Consider the following 19551-nt stretch of genomic DNA (forward strand, 5'->3'; position numbering starts at 1 on the left):
GCTCAGATCCGGGCGGCCTGGATCGGGGAGACCAGGATCGCGCGGGCCCCGACGTCGTAGAGGGCGTCCATGATCTTGTTGGTCTCGGACTTCCGGACCATGACGCGCACGGCAGAGGCGTTGCCGCGGCCGAGCGGGGAGATGGTGGGGCCCTCCATGCCGGGGGTGATCCGGCTCGCGGCCTCGATGAGGTCGTCGGCGACGTCGTAGTCCATCAGCACGTACTGCCGGGCCACCAGCACGCCCTGCAGACGGCGGCGCAGCACGGCCAGGCCCTCGGGCTCCTCGGCGGTGCGGCTGCGGACGAGCAGCGCCTCGGAGGTCATGATGGGTTCGCCGAACACCTGCAGCCCGGCGGCGCGCAGGGTGTTGCCGGTCTCGACCACGTCCGCGATCGCGTCGGCCACGCCCAGCCGGATGGAGGACTCGACCGCACCGTCGAGGCGGACCACCGAGGCCTCCACGCCGCGCTCGGCGAGGTAGTCGCGGAGCAGGCCGTCGTAGCTGGTGGCGATGCGCTTGCCGGCCAGCTCGGCGATCGTGGAGTACTGCCCGGCGGGACCGGCGAAGCGGAACGTGGAACGGGCGAAGTCCAGCGCCAGGTCCTCGTCCGCGTGGGCCCCGGAGTCCAGCAGCAGGTCCCGGCCGGTGATCCCGACGTCGAGGGTGCCTCCGCCCACGTACACCGCGATGTCGCGCGGGCGCAGGTAGAAGAACTCGATGTCGGCCTCCGGGTCCACGAGCACCAGCTCGCGGGAGTCCCGGCGCTGCCGGTACCCGGCCTCCTTGAGCATGGTGACGGCGGCTTCGGACAGGGCGCCCTTGTTGGGCACTGCGACACGCAGCATGGGGATCCTTCTCGGCTTCGGTGGGGCGGGGTGCGGGGGCGGTGCTCAGAGGTGGCGGTAGACGTCCTCGAGCGTCAGGCCCTTGGCGACCATCATGACCTGCAGGTGGTAGAGCAGCTGGGAGATCTCCTCCGCGGCCTGCTCGGAGGTCTCGTACTCGCACGCCATCCAGACCTCGGCGGCCTCCTCGACGACCTTCTTGCCGATCCCGTGCACGCCGGTGTCGAGCTCACGGACGGTGCCGGAGCCGTCCGGTCGGGTCGCGGCTTTGTCGCTGATCTCGGCGAAGAGGGTCTCGAAGGTTTTCACGACTACCAGGGTAATGGGTCGGCGGAGCCCTCCCGACCGGCGTCCTCCGGGGGCCGGGCACCGCCGGAGCGGGAGGGCGGGGACCTCAGACCCCGAGCGAGCGCAGCAGCAGGGCGGTCTGCACCGCGGCGGCCGTGGCCTCGTAGCCCTTGTCCTCCTTCGAGCCCTCGAGCCCGGCGCGGTCCAGGCCCTGCTGCTCGGTGTCGCAGGTCAGCACCCCGAAGCCCACGGGCACTCCGGTGCGCACCGTGACGTCCGTGAGGCCCTGCGTGGCGGCGGAGCAGACGTAGTCGAAGTGCGGCGTGCCGCCGCGCACGACCACGCCAAGGGCCACCACGGCGTCCAGCCCGGGCGCCAGGCGGGCGGCGGCGACCGGCAGCTCGAAGCTGCCGGGCACGCGCACGACCCGGGCGTCGGTCACGCCGGCGTCGGCGAGCGCGCGGCGGGCGCCGTCCAGCAGCCCGTCCATGATCACCGTGTGCCAGCTCGAGGCGACGACGGCGACGCGCAGCCCGCTCGCGTCGGCGGTGCTGAGGTCGATGTCGGGGGCGCCGTGTCCGCTCATGGGGTGAGGTCTCCTGTGCTGTTGGTGCGGTCGGCGGCGTGCGCCGGTCCGTCGGGGTGTGCGGTGGTGTCGTCGACGTGGCGCAGGCGGTGGCGCATGCGGTCCCGCTTGGTCGCGAGGTAGTCGTGGTTCTCGGGGCGGGCCGGGACCTCGTTGGGCACCATCGCGACGACGTCGATGCCCAGCTCGGCCAGCCGCTCCGCCTTGGCGGGGTTGTTGCTGAGCAGCCGGATCCGGGTCAGCCCCAGGCGGTGCAGGATCGTCGCCGCGGCGGTGTAGTCCCGGGCGTCGGCGGGCAGGCCGAGCAGCTCGTTGGCCTCCACGGTGTCCGCCCCGGCGTCCTGGAGCTTGTAGGCGCGCAGCTTGTTGACCAGGCCGATGCCGCGGCCCTCGTGGTTGCGCAGGTACAGCAGGGTGCCGCCGTCGTCGGCGATCCGGCGCAGCGCCAGGTGCAGCTGGGGACCGCAGTCGCACCGGTAGGAGCCGAAGACGTCCCCGGTGAGGCACTCGGAGTGCAGCCGCACGAGCGGGGGCTGCCCCACGGGCACCCGGTCCGAGGACGGGGCGGTGAGGCTGAGGTGCTCGGCGGCCGGGTCGCCGGATCCGCCGGGCAGCCGCCAGCCGACGACCTCGAAGCGGCCCTCGGGAGTGGGCACCACCACGGGCTCGGAGCCGACCAGGGGCGCGTCCGGTCTCATCGGCGGCCCCCACGCAGCTCGGCCGCCAGGTCCTCGATGCTCACCAGCGGGATCCCATGCCGGTCGGCGAAGGCCCGCAGGGCCGGCAGCCGCATCATCTCGCCCTCGTCGTGGACGAGCTCGGCGATGACGCCCACGGGCTCCAGGCCCGCGAGGGAGCACAGCTCGACGGCGGCCTCGGTGTGCCCGCGGCGGGCGGCGACACCGCCGTCGGCGGCGCGCAGGGGCAGGATGTGCCCGGGGCGGGTGAGGTCCTCCGGCCCGGCGGCGGGGTCGGCGAGCAGCCGGGCGGTGAGCGCCCGGTCGGCGGCGCTGATGCCGGTGCTCACGCCGTGGCGGGCGTCGCACGTGATCGTGTAGGCGGTGCCCTTCGAGTCCTCGTTGACGAGGACCATGGGGGGCAGGCGCATCGCGTCCGCGCGGTCCCCGGTCATGGGCACGCACACGACCCCCGAGGTGTGCCGGACGGTGAAGCCCATGAGCTCGGCGGTGGCGTGCTGGGCCGCGAAGACGATGTCGCCCTCGTTCTCGCGGTCGGCGTCGTCCACGACCACGACCGGGCGCCCCTGGGCCATGGCCTCCACGGCCGCCGCCACGGGGTCCAGGCGGATCTCCTCGTCCGTTCCGCCCGCGCCGGGGCCCGTTCCCGTCGGGGTGCTGCTGGTCCGCATCATGCTCCTTCTCCTGGCGTGGACCCGGCGTCCGGCGCCGGGGTGCTGTCGGGCCGGGCGAAGGCCAGCAGGCGCTGGGCGTACTTCGCGAGGACGTCGACCTCGATGTTGACGGACGAGCCCACGGGGCGCGCCCCGAGCGTGGTCTCGGCGAGGGTGGCCGGGATGAGCCCGATCTCGAACCAGGGCTCCGCCGCGCCCGGCTCGCTGACCGCCGTGATCGTGAGGGAGACCCCGTCCACGGCGATCGAGCCCTTCTCGGCGACGAAGGGGGCGAGTTCGGCGGGCACGGCGACCCGCACCCGCTCCCACTCCCCCAGGTCCTCCCGGGAGGCGACGGTGCCGGTGCCGTCGACGTGGCCCTGGACCACGTGGCCGTCCAGGCGCCCGCCGGCGGGCACGCAGCGCTCGAGGTTCACGGTGTCGCCGGCGGCCAGGGCACCGAGGTTGGTGCGCGCGAGCGTCTCGCCGATGACGTCGGCCAGGAACTGCCCGGTCCCGATCTGCTCGGTGCGGGTGGCCGTGAGGCACACGCCGTTCACGGCGAGGGAGCCGCCGTGCGGCAGGTCGGCGACGAGCGGGCCGGCGTCCACGAGGAGGCGGGCGCTCCTGCCGTCCGGACGGGCGTCGACCGAGCGCACGGTGCCCCGGCCGGCGACGATTCCTGTGAACATGCGGTCTGTCCTCTGTTTCTGTCGGTCTGTGCTTCTGTCGGTCTGTCTGGCGGTCGCCGGGCGGGCCGGTCAGTCCGCGGGGGCGGGTCGCAGGTGGATCCACAGGTCCGGGCCCAGCTGCTGCACGGGGCCCCCGCCCGTGGGGTCCAGGCGCCAGCGGGAGGCGTCGGCGAGGGTGCCGATGCCCTGCTCGGCGAAGGCCGGCCGCCCGGCCCCCAGCAGCAGCGGCGCCTGGTAGAGGCCGATCTCGTCGACGAGGTTGGCGCGCAGGAAGCCCGCGGCGACGGTGGCCCCGCCCTCGATGAGCACGTGGCGCACCCCGGCGTCGTAGAGCTCGGCCAGGGCCGCGTGCGGGTCGTGGGTGGCGAGGTGGCGGAACCGGCCGTCGGTGCCCCGGATCACGGAGTCCGCGGGGACGGTGCGCAGCCCCATGGCCGCGCGCAGCGGCTGCCGCGGGACGGCGGCGCCGTCGCCGGTGCGGGCGGTGAGCCGCGGGTCGTCGGCCAGCACCGTCCCGGTGCCCACGAGCACCGCGTCGGCGCGGCCGCGCAGCTCGTGGCCGTGCTCGCGCGCCGAGGACGAGGTGATCCACTGGCTGGTCCCGTCCGCCGCGGCGATCCGGGCGTCGAGGGTCTGGGCGACCTTGAGGGTGACGAACGGGCGCTGGGCGCGCATGGTCTCGCCCCAGCGGTCGTTGAGCCGTTCGGCCTCGTCGGCGAGCAGCCCCGAGTGCACCTCCAGCCCGGCGGCGCGCATGGTGGCCGCCCCACCGGAGGCGGCGGCCGTGCGGTCGGGGGCGGCGAAGACCACCCGGGGCACGCCCGCCTCCACGATCGCCTCGGCGCACGGGCCGGTGCGGCCCCAGTGGTTGCAGGGCTCGAGGGTCACGTACATGGTGCTGCCGCGCAGGTCGGTGCCGGCGGAGGCGGCGCGCTGCAGGACGTCGACCTCGGCGTGGACGGTGCCCGCCCCGCGGTGGTGGCCGACGTGCAGGATCCCGCCCGCGGCGTCGGCGAGGACGGCCCCGACGAGGGGGTTGGCGCCGCGGGGTCCTCGCGCCGCCGCGTGCAGGGCGGTCCGCATGATCGACCGCTCGGCGTCTGCGCCGGGCCGGTGCTGCGGGTCCATCGCGCCGTCCTTTCCCGGGTGGGTTCCGGGGTTCAGGACGACGGCACCGCCGTCCGGGCCCCGTGGAGCCACGACCGGCGACGTGGCACGCGCTCCCGGCGCGCCACGAGGACCGTCGAACGTGTTGCCTTCCATCCAGACTCTGACTGTCGGTACCGGAGTTCCACCGGTTCGGCCGTGCCCGCCCCGCTGGGGCGCCGCACGGTTCGCGGACTGTGACCGCCGGTTCGGACTTGCACCGACCCCGGAACACGTTGTTGTTGAGCCCGATTATGGCACAGCCCGCACGGGCCGGCCGCACCGGGTTCGCTCAGGACTGACGGGCGCGGGCCGCGTCCCGCAGCGCCGTGATCGCGGCCTCGGGGTCTCCCGCGCCGTACACGGCCGACCCGGCCACGAACGTGTCCGCGCCGGCCTCCGCGGCGCGCACGACGGTCTCCTCCGTGATCCCGCCGTCCACCTGCAGGGCCACCCGTCCGCCGCCGGCGCGGACCGCCTCGGCCGCGCGGCGGATCTTGGGCAGCGTGACGTCGAGGAAGGCCTGGCCGCCGAAGCCCGGCTCCACCGTCATGATCAGGAGCATGTCCAGCTCCGGCAGCAGGTCCAGGTAGGGCTCCACGGGGGTCGCCGGGCGCAGGGCGAGACCGGCCCGGGCGCCGTGGGCGCGCAGCTCGCGGGCCAGCTTCAGCGGGGCGCGCACGGCCTCCGCGTGGAAGGTGACCGACTCGCAGCCGAGCTCGGCGTAGCCGGTGGCCCAGCGGTCCGCGTCCTCGATCATCAGGTGCACGTCGAGCGGGACCGGGCTGACGGCCAGCAGCCGCTCCACCACGGGCAGGCCCAGGGTCAGGTTCGGGACGAAGTGGTTGTCCATGACGTCCACGTGCACGGCGTCGGCGGTGCTGATCCGCGCCAGCTCGGCCTCGAGGTTGACGAAGTCGGCGGAGAGGATGGAGGGGTGGATGCAGGTGCGGGGCACGGTGGGCTCCTGGGTGGTCGGGAACGGGGACGGGTCAGCGCCTGCGCAGCAGGGCCAGGAACATGGCGTCGGTGCCGTGCACGTGCGGCCACAGCTGGACGGTCGCGGGCCCGGCCGGGCCCTCCCACGGGCGGGACGGGTCCCGGTCCCCCGAGAGGGAGCCGGGCAGGGCGGCGGCCCGGGCCGGGCCCAGGGCGTCGACGAGCTCCGCGTCCCGGCGCCGGCCCAGCACGTCCTGGACCACCGCGAGGGTCTCGGCCGCGTGCGGGGAGCACGTGGCGTAGGCGACCGTCCCGCCGGGCCGGGTGACGTCCAGGGCGGCCTCCAGCAGCTCCCGCTGCAGCGGCCCCAGCTCGGCGAGGTCGCGCGGGCTGCGCCGCCAGCGCGACTCCGGCCGCCGGCGCAGCGCCCCGAGCCCGGTGCACGGCGCGTCGACGAGCACCCGGTCGAAGCCGGCCTCCTCGGCGGTGCGGCCCCCGAGCAGCTCGTGCGCGTCGCGGCCGTCGCCGGTGCGCACCGTCCACGCGTGCGACGGGACGGGCCGCAGGGCCTGGCGCACGAGCTCGGCGCGGTGCGGGGCCACCTCGTTGGCCGTCAGGTGCGCGCCGCGCCGGGCGGCCAGCGCGGCGAGCAGCGCGGCCTTGCCGCCGGGGCCGGCGCACAGGTCGAGCCAGCGCTCACCCTCGGCGTCCCCGTCGCCGGCCGCGGCCAGGGCACGGGCGACCAGCTGGGACCCCGCGTCCTGGACCCGGACCCCGCCCGCGCGCACGGACGAGAGCCGGTGCAGGTCCCCGCCGCTGCTCAGCGCGGAGTCCGGGACGAGCCCGCCCGGCTCGGCCCCCGTGTCGAGGGCCTCCGCCAGGTCGCCGAGGCCGGGCAGGGCCACGAGGTTGACCACGGGCGCGTCGTTGTCCGCACCGAGCAGGGCCTCGATCTCGGTGCCGGTCCGCCCGTGGGCCACGAGCGCCTGGCGCAGGGCCCGGACCGCCCAGGCGGGGTGGGCGTGGGCCAGCCCGAGCCGCGCGGTCTCGTCGGCCACGTCGGTGCTCAGCTCGGCGATCCACGCGCCGAGGTCGCGGGCCGCGACCTTGCGCAGGACCGCGTTGACGAGGCCTCCGGGACCCGCGCCCACCACGGCCCGCACCAGCCCGACCGTCTGGTCGAGGGCGGCGTGGTCGGGCACCCGCATGGCCAGCAGCTGGTGGGTGCCCAGGCGCAGGGCGTCCAGGACCGCGCCGTCGAGGTCGGCCAGCGGACGGTCCACGCACCGGGCCAGCACCGCGTCCCAGGTCCCCTGCCAGCGCAGGGCGCCGTAGGCGAGCTCGGTGGCGAAGCCTGCGTCCCGCCGGTCGAGCCGGTGGGCCCGCACGGCCTTCGGGAGCACGAGGTTGCCGTAGGCGCCCTCCTCGGAGACCGCGCGCAGGGTCTCGAACGCGGCCAGCCGGGCCGGGTCGGCGCGCCGCGTCCGGCCGGACGGCGCGGCGGAGGAGAACGTCCGCTCCGTCCGGGCGCGCCGGTTGCGCTCGTGGCCCTTGGCGTTGCGCCGATCGCCCCCGGGGCGCCGGTCGCGGCCGCCCCGGCGGTCGTCGCGTGCCCAGTTCTCGTGCTCGCTCACTCGAACACCACCTCGTCCTCCGTGCTCCGGCCCCGCGCCCAGGCGGCGGCGTCCATGGTCTTCTTCCCCGCGGGCTGCACCGTGGTCAGCTGCACCGCGTACGATCCGGTGCCCACCAGCACGGCGTCGCCGCGCAGGACGCACTCCCCCGGCGCGAGCTCGCGCTCGTCGGGGCGGGCCACGACGCGCTCGAGCTTGAGCCGGCGGCCGTCGAGCTGGGTCCAGGCCCCCGGTTCGGGGGTCACCCCGCGGACCCGGTGGACCACGGCCACGGCGGGGTCCGTCCAGCGGACCCGCCCGTCCTCGGCGGTGAGCTTGGGGGCGAGGCTCACCTCGCCCTGCTGGGCGGTGGGGCGGGCCGTGCCCTCGACCACCGCCCGCAGCGAGTCCGCCAGCAGGGGCGCCGCCGTGCGGGACAACCGCTCCAGGACCGTGCCGGCGGTGTCCTCGGGGCGGAGCTCGTCGGTCATCGTCCCGACGACGGGGCCGGTGTCCAGCCCCGCCTCCAGCAGGAAGGTGCTGGCGCCCACGACCGTGTCACCCGCCATCAGGGCCCGCTGGACGGGGGCGGCGCCGCGCCACTGCGGGAGCAGGGAGAAGTGCAGGTTGATCCAGCCGTGCGGGACGGCGTCGAGCGCGGCTCGGGGCACCAGGGCGCCGTAGGCGACCACGGCGGCCACGTCCGCGCCCAGGCCGCGGATCCGCTCGGTCAGCTCGGCGTCGATCCGGTTGGCCTTGAGCACGGGCAGGCCCCGCTCCTGCGCCTCCTGCGCCACGGGCGAGGGAGTGAGCACCTTCTTGCGCCCCACGGGCGCGTCGGTGCGGGTCAGGACGGCCACGACCTCGGTCCCGGGACGTTCGGCCAGGTGGGCCAGGGGTGGCACGGCGACGGACGGCGTGCCGGCGTAGAGGATCTTCACTGCTCTCCAGACGGGTGGGGACGGGGTGCGGGTGCGGGTCAGGCGCGGCCGGCGCCGAAGGCGGAGCCGGCCCGGGAGGAGGAGCCGGTGCCGAAGGAGGAGCCCACGGTCGCGGCCCGCTGCCCGGCCACACCGCTGACCACCCCGTTGTAGTCGGCGGCGCGGATGGCCCGCATCGCCTCCTTCCTGGCCGCCCCGACGAGACGGTCGACGTAGAGCCGGCCGTCCAGGTGGTCGGTCTCGTGCTGCAGGCAGCGCGCGAGCAGGCCCGTGCCCTCGACGGTGACGGGGTGCCCGTCCTGGTCGAGCCCGGTGACCCGGGCCCAGTTCCCGCGCGGGGTCCCGAAGCCGAGTCCGGGCACGGAGAGGCAGCCCTCGCTGCCCTCCTGGGGCTCGTCGCCCACCTCCAGCACCGGATTAACGACGTGCCCGGCGCTGCCCTCGAGCGCCCAGGTGAACAGGCGCACGCTGACCCCGACCTGGGGCGCGGCGAGGCCGACGCCGCCGACGTCGAGCATCGTCTCGGTCATGTCCGCGACGAGCCGGCGCAGGGCGTCGTCGAACTCCACGACCTCCGACGCGCGGGTGCGCAGGACCGGATCGCCGATGGTACGGATGGGCAGGATGGGCATGGGGCAACCTCGCTCTCGACCCGACAAGTCTACGGGCCGCCCGCCGCCCGCCGCCCACCGGGGCGGGGCCGCCCGGCAGGCGCCCTACGACGGCTCGCGCGGCGGGGGCGGGGGCGGGGGCACGGGGCGCAGCGCGGGGCCGGCCGCGGCCAGGGCGGTCTCCTGGGTCCACAGCCGGTGCAGGGCGCAGAACTTGTACCAGTGCTGCTCGAGCACCGCCGGCACGGCCTGCACGGGCACGACCTCCGTCTCCCCCACCGCGACCCCCAGCAGCAGGTCCGCGTCGCCGTAGGCCCACGGCTCCCAGGTGCCGGCCTCGGCGTCCACGAGGGACTCCTCGGCCTTGAGCCCGGCCACGAGCTGGGTGACGACCTTCGCGTCCAGGGACTTCACGCGCCCGTCCCGGTCCGTGCCCTTCGTCTTGTAGTCGATCAGGCACACCTTGCCCGCGATCCGGGCGACGAGGTCGAGGGTGCCCGCGTAGCCCACCGTGGAGTTCCAGACCGTGACCTCCACGGCGAGCGGCTCGGGGGCGTAGAGGTCCCACCACTCGTCGAAGCGGGAGGCGAAGCGCTCCTCGCCGTGCTCGGCCAGGGCCGCCCGCGCCTCGACGGCCCGGTGCGGCCTCCCGAGCGCGCGCAGGGCGATCTGCTCCGCGTAGGTGTGCACGCGGTCCCCGCGGGCCGCCGCGTCGTCCCGGTGGCGCTCGGCGGCCTTGGCCGCGTCCCGCACGACGGCGCGCAGCTGGGCGGGAGAGCCGAGGGCCGCGCGCAGCCGGTCGTCCCGCACGGCCGCCTGCGCGGCTGAGTAGCCGTACCAGCCGTCCAGGTCGTTGGCGGCCCGGGAGAGCACCGTGGTGATGGAGGGGACGGTCGCCTGCTCCGAGGTGGACCTCGCGTACATCCGTCCGTACTCGGTCTGTTCCGCCAGCCTGGGCTGTGTCACGCTGCTCGTCGCCTCTCCGTCGGGTCCCCGGCTCGTGCGGGGAGGACCCGGTGCTCCGGGTCCTGGGCCGCAGGCTACCGACCGCCTCGGACACGGGAGCGGGCCGCGCACGCCCGCCGTCCCCCGCGGAGGACGGATGCCGGGGACGGCGGCCCGGGAACGCCGAAGGCCCCGGCTCGTCGAGCCGGGGCCTTCCAGGTGGTGCGCGATACTGGGATCGAACCAGTGACCTCTTCCGTGTCAGGGAAGCGCGCTACCGCTGCGCCAATCGCGCTTGACCGGCGGTCTCCGCGGAGACCGTCAAGCATGGTGGGATGTGCACCGAGGTGGAGACGGGATTCGAACCCGCGTTGACGGCTTTGCAGGCCGCTGCCTAACCACTCGGCCACCCCACCGGAACCTCGTCCTCGCGGACAGGGCCGTTGGTCACGGCATGGAACATGCCGATCACTCCGAGCGGACGACGGGAGTCGAACCCGCGACATCCACCATGGCAAGGTGGTGCTCTACCAGCTGAGCTACGTCCGCATGTCTTTGCCGGTCGATCTCTCGATCTTCCGGTTTGGAACTCTATCACAGCACCTTTCCGGTGTTCCCACCGGCGCCGGGCGTGCAACGGTCGACGGGATCGTGGAGCGCCCCGGCCCCGCGGCCGGTCCGTTCGCCGGACCCCGTCCGTGTTCCTGACAGGGGAAGACTGTACGGGACCGATTTCCGGATCGCCAAATCCGCGGCGGACGGTTGCCCCGGGACGCCGAATTGGCCCCGCGGCGGGATGTGGGTTATGGTTTTCGAGCAGTGAGCGCGATTGGCGCAGCGGTAGCGCGCTTCGTTCACACCGAAGAGGTCACTGGTTCGATCCCAGTATCGCGCACGAGCACCGACGAGGGCCCCGGCTGAATTCCAGCCGGGGCCCTCGTCGTCGTGCTGTCCCGGCCGGGACGGCCCGCCCGGTCCGCGGAAGGCCCCGGAGCCGACGGCGCCCGCCCCACCGCCCCGCCGGAGCGGGACCATGGGACGGGCGCGGCCGGACGGGTGCCCCCGCCGCTCCCGCGCGGCGTGCCTCCCGTGGCGTGGTCTCAGACGGTGGAGACGTCCCCCAGGATGCCCTCGCGGGCGAGGGCGGTGAGCCGGGAGACCGCCCGGTAGTACTTCTTCTGGTAGCCGCCGGCCATCATCTCGGCGGTGAAGACCTCGTCGAAGGGCTTGCCGGAGGCGATGATCGGCACGTTCTTGTCGTAGAGACGGTCGGCGAGCACGACGAAGCGCAGGGCCACGGCCTGCTGCTCGATGGTGCGCACGTCCTGCCACACCACCGCGTCGATCCCCTCGATGAGCTTGCGGTACCGGGAGGGGTGCACTCCGGAGAGGTGGTCGATCAGCTCGGCGAACGCGTCGGCGGCCACCACCCGGCCCGCGAACCGCTCCTCCACGGCGCGCTCGAGCTCGTCGCCGGACAGCGGCGCCGGGGACTGCGGCAGCCCGCGGTGGCGGAAGTCCTCGCCGTCGATGCGCACCACCTCGAACTGGTCGGCCAGCACCTGGATCTCCCGCTGGAAGTCCTGGGCGGCGAAGCGGCCGTCGCCGAGGGAGCCGGGCAGCGTGTTGGAGGTCGCGGCGATCCGGACGCCGGCGTCGGCGAGCTCGCGCATCAGGCGGGACATCAGCACGGTGTCCCCGGGGTCGTCGAGCTCGAACTCGTCGATGCACACCAGCTGGTAGGTGCTCAGGGCGTCGACGGCCTTGCGGAACGTCAGGGCGCCCACGAGGTTGGTGTACTCCACGAAGGTGCCGAAGGCCTTGGGCCCGGGCACGGCGTGCCACAGGGAGGCGAGGAGGTGGGTCTTGCCCACGCCGAAGCCGCCGTCGAGGTAGATCCCCGTCCGGACCCCGGCCGGGCGGGACCCCCCGCCGAAGAGCTTGCTGAAGAACCCCCCGCCGGAGCCCGCCCGCCCGACGGTGTCCGCGAAGGCGCGCAGCTTCCGCACCGCCTCCGCCTGGGACGGCTGCTGGGGATCCGGGCGGTAGGTGTCGAACGAGACCTCGCCGAAGCGCTCGGACGGGCGGAACGCCGCCAGCAGTTCATCGGCCGACACATTCGGCCGCCGGTCGGTGAGGTGTTCGATCTGGATGCTCACGGGAGACCTCTCTGTCCGCCGGGCACGGCGGCTCGCTGGTACGGCGCGCCGAGGCGGCGCACGCGCGTGCTCCGGCGATTTTAGCCCGTCCCCCCGCGGCCACCGGTGCGCCCGCCGCGAAATCCGGGCCCCGTCCGGGCCCGGGACCCCGTGGGCGGAGGCGGCCCCCGCCCCGGAGCACTACGCTGGGGGAGAATCCGATCCCCACCCCGGAAGGAGCCCCCATGGGCGTTGCCGTGGAGAACAACGAAGAGTTCGCGCAGTACGCGCACCCCGAGCGCCTGGTGTCCACGCAGTGGGTCGCCGAGCACCTCGACGACCCCGGAGTGGTCCTGGTCGAGTCCGACGAGGACGTCCTGCTCTACGAGACCGGGCACGTCCCGGGCGCCGTGAAGGTGGACTGGCACACCGACCTCAACCGTCCCGACACCCGCGACTACGTGGACGGCGCCGGGTTCGCCGAGCTGATGTCCCGCAAGGGCATCTCCCGCGACACCACCGTCGTCGTCTACGGGGACAAGTCCAACTGGTGGGCCGCCTACGCCCTGTGGGTGTTCGAGCTGTTCGGCCACCCGGACGTGCGGCTGATGAACGGCGGGCGGGACAAGTGGATCGCCGAGGGCCGCGAGCTGTCCACCGACAAGGTCGTGCCCGAGCGCGCGGACTACCCGGTGGTCGAGCGCGACGACGCCCGCGCCCGCGCCTTCCAGGAGGACGTGCTCGCCCACCTCGGCGAGCAGCCGCTGATCGACGTCCGCTCCCTGCCGGAGTACACCGGCGAGCGCACCCACATGGCCGAGTACCCGCAGGAGGGCACGCTGCGCGGCGGGCACATCCCGACCGCGGCCTCCGTGCCGTGGGCCCGGGCCGCCGCCGAGGACGCCCGGTTCCGCTCCCGCGAGGAGCTGGAGGCCGTCTACCGCGACGAGGTCGGCCTCGCCGAGGACGACGACATCATCGCCTACTGCCGCATCGGCGAGCGCTCCAGCCACACGTGGTTCGTGCTGAAGTACCTGCTCGGCTACGAGAAGGTCCGCAACTACGACGGCTCGTGGACCGAGTGGGGCAACTCCGTGCGGGTGCCGATCGTGCTCGGCGAGGAGCGCGGCGAGGTCCCGGGAGCGGCCCGGTGAGCGGGGCCCTCCCGACCCAGCTCGAGGAGCTCGTGGAGGACTTCACCGCGGTCCCGGAGGAGGACAAGCTGCAGCTGCTGCTCGAGTTCTCCCGCTCCCTCCCGGAGCTGCCGGCCCGGCTGGGCGAGCACCCGGAGGAGCTGGAGCAGGTCGTCGAGTGCCAGTCGCCGCTGTTCCTGGCCGTGGAGTGGGACGACGGCGCCGAGCCGGGCCCCGAGACCCCGGTGCGCCTGTTCTTCTCGGCGCCGGCCGAGGCGCCCACGACCCGCGGGTTCGCCTCGATCCTGCACGAGGGCCTCGACGGTCTGCCCGCCCGGCAGGTCCTGGAGATCCCGGACGACCTGCCGGAGCGCTTCGGCCTGACCCAGCTCGTCTCCCCGCTGCGCATGCGCGGGATGTCGGCGATGCTCGGGCGGGTCAAGCGCCGCGTCCGCGAGCTCCAGGGCGCCTGAGCGCCCGGCCGTGGCCAGGACCACGCGCGGCGCCGGCCCCACCGCGGCGGTCGCGCTCCTGGAGCGCGAGCACGTGGCCTACTCCCGGCACGAGTACGAGCACGACCCCGCGGCGGCCTCCTTCGGCCTGGAGGCCGCCGCCGCCCTGGGCCGCGATCCGGGCCAGGTGTTCAAGACGCTGATGCTCGTCCACGAGCGCGACTGGGCGGTGGCGGTCCTGCCCGTCTCCGCCCGGCTGTCCGTGCGCGCCGCCGCGGCCGCCCTGGGCTGGAAGAGGGCCGCGCTCGCCGAGCCCCGGCTCGCCGAGCGGCGCACCGGCTACGTGGTCGGCGGGATCTCGCCGCTGGGCCAGAAGACCCCTTCTCCCACGCTGCTGGACGACTCGGCGCTCGCGTGGCCCACGGTGCTGGTCTCCGGCGGGCGGCGCGGCCTCGACGTCGAGCTGGCGCCGGCCGAGCTGCTGCGGCTCACGGGCGGGCGCACGGCCGGGCTGCGGTCCTGACCGGGCTCAGCGCCGCAGCACCCCGGCTCCCCCGGCCGACCGTGCGTCCTGCGCCAGCCGGGCCGGCAGCCAGCGCCGCACCGCGTCCTCCCACCGCTGCGGGTCCACGTTCCACTCCTTGGTGTGCCGGGCCCGGGTGAACGGCACGAACTCCACCAGCCGGTTCAGCTCCGCGAGCCGGCGGGAGCTGGCGGCCGGGACGAACTCGTCGTCCAGGGAGTGCAGGACCAGGGTGGGCGTGCGCAGGTGCTCGTTGCGGGAGAGCCAGTCGAGGGCCTTCAGGTCCACCGGCGCGGCGAGGCCGGTCAGCATCCGCCCCGCCGGGTGCGAGATCAGGTTCGTGGCCAGCATCCCGATCCCGGAGGGGATGCGCCGGGACCGGGAGTGGTGGGCGATCAGCTCGAACCAGTCCACGACCGGACCGGTCAGCACGAGGGCCGCGATGTCGTCCCGGTAGAACGAGAGGTCCGCCGTCTGCAGGGAGATGGCCCCGCCCATGGACCAGCCGAAGAGCACGATCTGCGTGGCGCCGCGGGACTTGGCGTAGCTGATCGCCGTCTGCACGTCCTTCCACTCCGTGAAGCCCAGCCCGTAGCGGAAGTCGTGGGTGGGCGGGGCCTCGCGGTCGTTGCGGTAGGAGATCAGCAGGGAGGTCAGCCCGAGCTCCCGGGCCACCGGCACGGCGCGGACCGTCTCCATCCGGCTGGCCCCGCGCCCGTGCACCATGATCGCCCAGGGTCCCGGGAACTCCCGCGGTCGCTCGCCCTCGGGCGTGGGACCGCCCTCGGCGGGCACCACCCAGCAGGGCGCGGGACCGACCTCGATGGGGATCTCGACCTCCTCGAAGGGCAGCCCGGCGGCGCCGGGGTCCGGATAGACGGTCCCGGACCAGAAGCCGCGGGAGGCCTTCGCCAGCTCCCCCGTGTAGACCTCCTCGACCACCCGGGTCACGGTCCCCTCCTGCGGGGAGTACGAGCGGATGGCCCCGATCCGGGCGTGGCCCCGGCCGCCGTCGAAGCGCAGGCTGTAGGTGCCGGAGACCGTCGTGTCGACCGTGGCCGGCAGCTTCACGAGGGTCGTCGCGGCAGGGTCCCCGTCCTCCCCGGTGCGGGTGAGTCCGAGGATCGGCAGGTCCTCGGAGCGGTACTTCGGGGGGACCACGACCTGGCGGGCGAAGTAGGCCGCGGCGGCGCTGGACAGGCCGAAGGTCAGGGAGGCGGCGCCCACGGTGACGGCGGCGCCGACCACCGCGCCGCGCGCCCACGCCGTCGCGGGAGCGGGTGCCGTCGCGGGAGCGGGTGCGGCGGGCGCCGGGAGGAAGCGTCGAGGCATGTCCCCCAGTCTCCCACGAGCCGCGGGCATAACCGGGGGAGGCACGTCGTTGTCCATGCCGGGAGCTCCGGGTGCCGTCCCCGGCACCGGGGCGCACCGCCCGGGCGGTGCGCCGCCGAGCGGAACACCCACCAGTTCACCAGCACCGACGAGATCCCGGAGGACGACACCATGAGCGAGACCACCAGGCACGACGACCGGCCCGAGCCCGGCGGACGGACCGAGGAGGACTGGCGCTCGATCCTGTCCCCCGAGGAGTACCACGTGCTGCGGGAGGCCGGCACGGAACGGCCCTTCACGGGCGAGTACTGGGACACGAAGACCGAGGGCGTCTACGAGTGCCGCGCGTGCGGGGCGGAGCTGTTCCGCTCCGAGACGAAGTTCGACTCCCACTGCGGCTGGCCGTCGTTCTACGCCCCCCTGGCGGAGGACCGGGTGCGCTACATCAAGGACACCGCCATGGGCATGGAGCGCGTGGAGGTGCGCTGCGCCACCTGCGACTCCCACATGGGCCACGTCTTCGGCGGGGAGGGCTTCCCCACCCCCACCGACCTCCGGTACTGCATCAACTCCGTCTCCGTCCGGCTGGCCCCGGCGTCCTGACCGGGACGACCGGGACGGGGAGCCGGGGACGAGCGGACCGGTGCCCGCGCCGGCACGCCGCCGGCGGTCCCGCGGCGTGGCACGGGCCACGCGGGCGCCCGGACGGCCTACCCTTCCAGTGTGAGCTCCGTGAACGACCTGTCAGGGATGTCCCAGGACTTCCATGAGGCCCTGGGCCACCTGCGCCGCACCCCGTACCGGGCGGGTGTCGAGCTCACCGAGATCCCCGCGCCCACGCACCTGGCCCCGTTCGCCGCCGCGGTGCGGGCGGAGGTGCGGCGGCCGGACCTGCTCGACGCCCCGGCGCCCGGGGTGGTGGTCGTGCCCCGGGCGGGCGCACCGTTCCCGAGCGCGGAGCCCGGTGCCCGGGGACCGGACGACGAGCTGGCCACGGGGCGCTTCGTGCTCCTGTACGACCCGTCCGAGCCGGAGGCGTGGGGCGGGCCCTTCCGCATCGTCACCTGGGCCCGGGCCGCCGCGGACCGGGAGATCGGCTGCGACGACACGGCGGGCGTGCTGGCCTGGTCCCGTCTGCTCGAGGCCCTGGATCGCCACCGGGCCGGATATTCTCGGGAGGGCGGCACCGCGTCCCGGGTCCTCGCCGAGGGCTTCGGGAGCCTGGGCGACCAGGCCGAGGGGGCCGACGTCGAGCTGCGGGCGTCCTGGACGCCGGACGGGCCCGACGTGGAGCCCCACCTCGCCGCCTGGGCGGACACGGTCTGCGCGTTCGCCGGCCTGCCGCCCTACCCGCGCGGCGTGACCGTGCTGCACCCGCGCCGCTGACCACCGAACCGACCGCGCCCCGCCGGGGCCGACACAGAATCGAAGACGCTCCTTGACCAGCCCAGCCGACCGCCGATCCGCGCCCGACGAGCCCTCGACCCCGGTGCTCGCCGGCTTCGAGGACTACGAGATCCCCGACAGCGTCCACCTCGCGGCCCCGTTCGACGGGATCCCGCCCGTCATCGACACCGTGGCGGGGCTCGAGCGGGCCGCCGACGCGGTCGCCCGGGGCACGGGCCCGGCCGCGATCGACACCGAGCGCGCCTCCGGCTTCCGCTACGGGCAGCGCGCCTTCCTCGTGCAGTTGCGCCGTGAGGGCGTGGGCACCGTGCTGATCGACCCGGAGGCCACCGGTTCCCTGGCCGTGCTGGGCGAGGCGCTCTCCGGCGTCGAGTGGGTGCTGCACGCCGCGACCCAGGACCTGCCCTCGCTGCGGGCGCTGGACATGGAGCCGGACCGGCTCTTCGACACCGAGCTGGGCGGGCGCATCGCCGGGCTGCCGCGGGTCGGCCTGGCCGCCGAGACGGAGGAGCTGCTGGGGTACACGCTGGCGAAGGAGCACTCCGCCGTCGACTGGTCCAAGCGACCCCTGCCCCGGGACTGGCTCAACTACGCGGCGCTCGACGTGGAGATGCTCATCCCGCTGCGCTGGGCGATGGAGGAGCTGCTGCGGGAGCAGGGCAAGCTGGAGTGGGCCCTGCAGGAGTTCGAGGCCGTGCGCACCGCTCCGCCCGCGCCGCCGCGCAAGGACCCGTGGCGCAGGACGTCCGGGATCAACAAGGTCAAGGGCCGCCGCCAGCTCACCGCGCTGCGCCTGCTGTGGGAGGAGCGCGAGCGGCTGGCCCAGTACAAGGACCTCTCCCCCAGCCGGCTGCTGCCGGACGCCGCCCTCGTGGCGGCCGCCTCCGCCATGCCCCGGACCGTGCCGCAGCTGCTGGCCACCCCGGGGTTCCACGGCCGCCAGGCCGCGCGGGAGGCCCCCCGGTGGCTGCGGGCGATCGCGGAGGCCCGCAACGCCACGGATCTCGTCCCGGTCACCGTGCGCTCCGACGCGCTGCCCCCCGTGAAGGCCTGGGAGGTCAAGCGGCCGGAGGCCGCCGCCCGGCTGAAGGTCCTCAAGCCGGCGGTGACCGAGCTCGCCGAGGAGCACGGGCTGCCGACCGAGAACCTGCTGACCCCGGAGCACCTGCGGCGCTTCTGCTGGCAGCCGCCCAAGAGCACCGCCGACCATGCCGTGGCCGACCGGCTGCGGGACCTCGGCGCCCGCCCGTGGCAGGTGGAGCTGACCGCGCCCGTGCTCGGCTCCGCGTGGCGGGAGCTGCGGGCCCTCAAGCGGGCCGCACGTCAGGCCGAGCACGCCCCGGGCGGCGGCCAGGACCTCCCCGCCGCCTGACTGCCGCCCCCGGGCGCGCCGGCGGCCACGGCCGGGGTCACCCGCCAGCCTGGGAGCGGGCGCGGCACGACGACGGGCCCCGGCCGTCGGCCGGGGCCCGTCGCGCGGGGATGCCGCGGATCAGTGCTGGGTGTCGCCGGGGGCCGGGTGCGGCTCGGCCGGGTCCATGGGGCTCTCCGGGGTGACCGGCTTCGCCGTCTGCAGGTCCGCGAAGCCCGTGGAGGAGGTCGCGGCGTCCGAGGAGTCCGTCCCGCCCGAGGAACCGGAGACCTTGCCCTTCACGCTCGAGGACGCGTCGGAGGCCTTGGTGCCCACGGTGTCGGCGGCCTTCTTGGCGGAGTCGGCGAGCTTGCCGCCGACCACGGGCACCTCCGACTTGACCCAGTCGGTGCCCTCGGAGACCTTCTCCTGGACCTTGGGGTCCTGCCAGGTCTTCAGGGCGTTCTGCTTCAGGGCCTCGTAGCTCTTGCGGCCCGAGGCCGAGCCGACCACGAAGCCGGCGCCGAAACCGGTCACGAAGATGAGTCGCTTGATCATGGTGCTGTCCTTCCGTCCGTCCCGGCGCTGCCGCCGGGAACGGGTCGGAGCCACTGGTGCACGGCTCGTCCCCGGTGTCTGTTGTGACCATCATCCTACTGATGAACCGGTGCGGCCGACACCGCTGCCGTGCGGCTCCGCTGAGAGCGATCACCCGCGGCGCCGGGACCGCCCGGCGTCGGGCGGGCCCGGGCCGGGCCCGCCCGACGCCTAGACTGGCGGCGGAAGCCCAGGACCGCCGACGAGAGGACCGCCATGACCGCGCCCGTTCCCCCGACCGCTCCGCCCGATCTTCCCCGGCGCGGGGTGCTGGGGGTGGCCTGCGCGGGTCTCGGCTCGGTCGTGGCGCTGAGCGCGTGCGGCGCCGGCGAGACGGGGGCGCAGGACGCCGCCGGCCCCGCGAAGACCCTGGACGCGGGCCCGGCCGAGGACGTGCCCGTCGGCTCCGGCGTCAAGGTGGACCAGGACGGCGTCCAGGCGGTGGTGGGTCGGCCCGCCGAGGACACGGTCGTCGCGTTCTCCCCCGTCTGTCCCCACCAGGGCTGCATGGTGGTCCCCGAGGACCAGCTCTACGTCTGCCCGTGCCACGCGTCGCAGTTCGACCTCGCCACGGGCGAGGTCCGGGGCGGACCCGCCCGGACCGGCCTCACGCCGTACCCGGTGTCCGTCCGGGAGGGCCGGGTCGTCCTGGGCTGAG

22 protein-coding genes, 4 tRNA genes and 1 riboswitch are annotated in these 19551 nt (G+C 75.0%); of the genes, 8 read left to right on the forward strand and 18 right to left on the reverse strand.

The window, feature by feature from the left end; genetic code table 11:
- Positions 1–2: 2 nt before the first annotated feature.
- The 15 genes from hisG to RE027_RS04960 all read right to left on the reverse strand — a co-directional run bounded on the left by hisG (position 3) and on the right by RE027_RS04960 (position 10509).
- On the reverse strand, positions 3–848 hold the full coding sequence (gene hisG, locus RE027_RS04890; RefSeq protein WP_368807120.1) for an ATP phosphoribosyltransferase: 846 nt from the start codon (positions 846–848) through the stop codon (positions 3–5).
- A gap of 45 nt (positions 849–893) precedes the next feature.
- Positions 894–1157, reverse strand: a complete 264-nt coding sequence (locus RE027_RS04895; protein WP_368807121.1) for a phosphoribosyl-ATP diphosphatase — start codon at positions 1155–1157, stop codon at positions 894–896.
- A gap of 85 nt (positions 1158–1242) precedes the next feature.
- Positions 1243–1722 carry a 6,7-dimethyl-8-ribityllumazine synthase gene (gene ribH, locus RE027_RS04900; protein WP_368807122.1) on the reverse strand — a complete coding sequence of 160 codons (480 nt, stop codon included), beginning with the start codon at positions 1720–1722 and terminating at the stop codon, positions 1243–1245.
- Positions 1719–2420, reverse strand: a complete 702-nt coding sequence (locus RE027_RS04905) for a GTP cyclohydrolase II (protein WP_368807123.1) — start codon at positions 2418–2420, stop codon at positions 1719–1721. Before RE027_RS04905 ends, ribH begins: the two co-directional genes overlap by 4 nt.
- Positions 2417–3091, reverse strand: a complete 675-nt coding sequence (gene ribB / locus RE027_RS04910; RefSeq protein WP_368807261.1) for a 3,4-dihydroxy-2-butanone-4-phosphate synthase — start codon at positions 3089–3091, stop codon at positions 2417–2419. The genes RE027_RS04905 and ribB overlap by 4 nt, the downstream gene beginning before the upstream one ends.
- Positions 3091–3765 (reverse strand): riboflavin synthase, encoded by a 675-nt coding sequence (locus RE027_RS04915; RefSeq protein WP_368807124.1) that lies wholly within the window; start codon positions 3763–3765, stop codon positions 3091–3093. Before RE027_RS04915 ends, ribB begins: the two co-directional genes overlap by 1 nt.
- A gap of 69 nt (positions 3766–3834) precedes the next feature.
- On the reverse strand, positions 3835–4893 hold the full coding sequence (gene ribD / locus RE027_RS04920) for a bifunctional diaminohydroxyphosphoribosylaminopyrimidine deaminase/5-amino-6-(5-phosphoribosylamino)uracil reductase RibD (protein WP_368807125.1): 1059 nt from the start codon (positions 4891–4893) through the stop codon (positions 3835–3837).
- Between the two features lie 117 nt (positions 4894–5010).
- Positions 5011–5150: riboswitch (FMN riboswitch) on the reverse strand.
- A gap of 53 nt (positions 5151–5203) precedes the next feature.
- Positions 5204–5869 carry a ribulose-phosphate 3-epimerase gene (rpe, locus tag RE027_RS04925; protein WP_368807126.1) on the reverse strand — a complete coding sequence of 222 codons (666 nt, stop codon included), beginning with the start codon at positions 5867–5869 and terminating at the stop codon, positions 5204–5206.
- 34 nt (positions 5870–5903) lie between these two features.
- A complete protein-coding gene (locus RE027_RS04930; protein WP_368807127.1) occupies positions 5904–7484 on the reverse strand; it encodes an RsmB/NOP family class I SAM-dependent RNA methyltransferase in 1581 nt (526 codons plus the stop codon).
- A complete protein-coding gene (fmt, locus tag RE027_RS04935; protein WP_368807128.1) occupies positions 7481–8404 on the reverse strand; it encodes a methionyl-tRNA formyltransferase in 924 nt (307 codons plus the stop codon). Before fmt ends, RE027_RS04930 begins: the two co-directional genes overlap by 4 nt.
- A gap of 38 nt (positions 8405–8442) precedes the next feature.
- Entirely contained in the window at positions 8443–9036 is a 594-nt protein-coding gene (gene def / locus RE027_RS04940; protein ID WP_368807129.1) for a peptide deformylase, read from the reverse strand.
- Positions 9037–9120: 84 nt separating this feature from the next.
- Positions 9121–9981 (reverse strand): cytochrome, encoded by an 861-nt coding sequence (locus RE027_RS04945; protein WP_368807130.1) that lies wholly within the window; start codon positions 9979–9981, stop codon positions 9121–9123.
- A 199-nt stretch (positions 9982–10180) separates the two neighbouring features.
- A tRNA-Val gene (locus RE027_RS04950) sits at positions 10181–10255 on the reverse strand.
- Positions 10256–10305: 50 nt separating this feature from the next.
- A tRNA-Cys gene (locus tag RE027_RS04955) sits at positions 10306–10376 on the reverse strand.
- Positions 10377–10436: 60 nt separating this feature from the next.
- A tRNA-Gly gene (locus RE027_RS04960) sits at positions 10437–10509 on the reverse strand.
- A gap of 274 nt (positions 10510–10783) precedes the next feature.
- Between RE027_RS04960 and RE027_RS04965 the strand changes: the two genes are divergently transcribed.
- Positions 10784–10855 (forward strand) — tRNA-Val (locus RE027_RS04965).
- A gap of 205 nt (positions 10856–11060) precedes the next feature.
- On the opposite strand, the gene zapE is transcribed toward RE027_RS04965, so the two are convergent.
- Positions 11061–12119: a cell division protein ZapE gene (gene zapE, locus RE027_RS04970; protein WP_368807131.1), complete on the reverse strand. Its 1059-nt coding sequence runs from the start codon at positions 12117–12119 to the stop codon at positions 11061–11063.
- Positions 12120–12343: 224 nt separating this feature from the next.
- Between zapE and RE027_RS04975 the strand changes: the two genes are divergently transcribed.
- From RE027_RS04975 to ybaK, 3 genes are read left to right on the forward strand one after another with little or no spacing between them, the layout of a single operon-like run.
- On the forward strand, positions 12344–13252 hold the full coding sequence (locus RE027_RS04975) for a sulfurtransferase (protein WP_368807132.1): 909 nt from the start codon (positions 12344–12346) through the stop codon (positions 13250–13252).
- Positions 13249–13704 carry a SufE family protein gene (locus RE027_RS04980; protein ID WP_368807133.1) on the forward strand — a complete coding sequence of 152 codons (456 nt, stop codon included), beginning with the start codon at positions 13249–13251 and terminating at the stop codon, positions 13702–13704. The genes RE027_RS04975 and RE027_RS04980 overlap by 4 nt, the downstream gene beginning before the upstream one ends.
- Positions 13705–13714: 10 nt before the next feature.
- Positions 13715–14206, forward strand: a complete 492-nt coding sequence (gene ybaK / locus RE027_RS04985) for a Cys-tRNA(Pro) deacylase (RefSeq protein ID WP_368807134.1) — start codon at positions 13715–13717, stop codon at positions 14204–14206.
- Positions 14207–14212: 6 nt separating this feature from the next.
- On the opposite strand, the gene RE027_RS04990 is transcribed toward ybaK, so the two are convergent.
- Positions 14213–15538: an alpha/beta hydrolase family protein gene (locus tag RE027_RS04990; protein ID WP_368807135.1), complete on the reverse strand. Its 1326-nt coding sequence runs from the start codon at positions 15536–15538 to the stop codon at positions 14213–14215.
- Positions 15539–15709: 171 nt separating this feature from the next.
- Here RE027_RS04990 and msrB point away from each other — a divergent pair, with 171 nt between their 5' ends.
- The 3 genes from msrB to RE027_RS05005 all read left to right on the forward strand — a co-directional run bounded on the left by msrB (position 15710) and on the right by RE027_RS05005 (position 18317).
- On the forward strand, positions 15710–16141 hold the full coding sequence (gene msrB / locus RE027_RS04995) for a peptide-methionine (R)-S-oxide reductase MsrB (RefSeq protein WP_368807136.1): 432 nt from the start codon (positions 15710–15712) through the stop codon (positions 16139–16141).
- Positions 16142–16261: 120 nt separating this feature from the next.
- Positions 16262–16924 carry a DUF3000 family protein gene (locus RE027_RS05000; protein WP_368807137.1) on the forward strand — a complete coding sequence of 221 codons (663 nt, stop codon included), beginning with the start codon at positions 16262–16264 and terminating at the stop codon, positions 16922–16924.
- Between the two features lie 52 nt (positions 16925–16976).
- Positions 16977–18317: an HRDC domain-containing protein gene (locus RE027_RS05005; RefSeq protein WP_438612414.1), complete on the forward strand. Its 1341-nt coding sequence runs from the start codon at positions 16977–16979 to the stop codon at positions 18315–18317.
- Positions 18318–18437: 120 nt separating this feature from the next.
- Here RE027_RS05005 and RE027_RS05010 read toward each other — a convergent pair whose 3' ends face one another.
- On the reverse strand, positions 18438–18854 hold the full coding sequence (locus RE027_RS05010; protein ID WP_368807138.1) for a hypothetical protein: 417 nt from the start codon (positions 18852–18854) through the stop codon (positions 18438–18440).
- A gap of 255 nt (positions 18855–19109) precedes the next feature.
- On the opposite strand from RE027_RS05010, the gene RE027_RS05015 reads away from it, so the two are divergent.
- Entirely contained in the window at positions 19110–19550 is a 441-nt protein-coding gene (locus RE027_RS05015; protein WP_368807139.1) for a Rieske (2Fe-2S) protein, read from the forward strand.
- Position 19551: the final 1 nt, after the last annotated feature.

Origin of the sequence: Kocuria sabuli (assembly GCF_040981185.1) — a bacterium.
Lineage (GTDB): Bacteria > Actinomycetota > Actinomycetes > Actinomycetales > Micrococcaceae > Kocuria > Kocuria sabuli.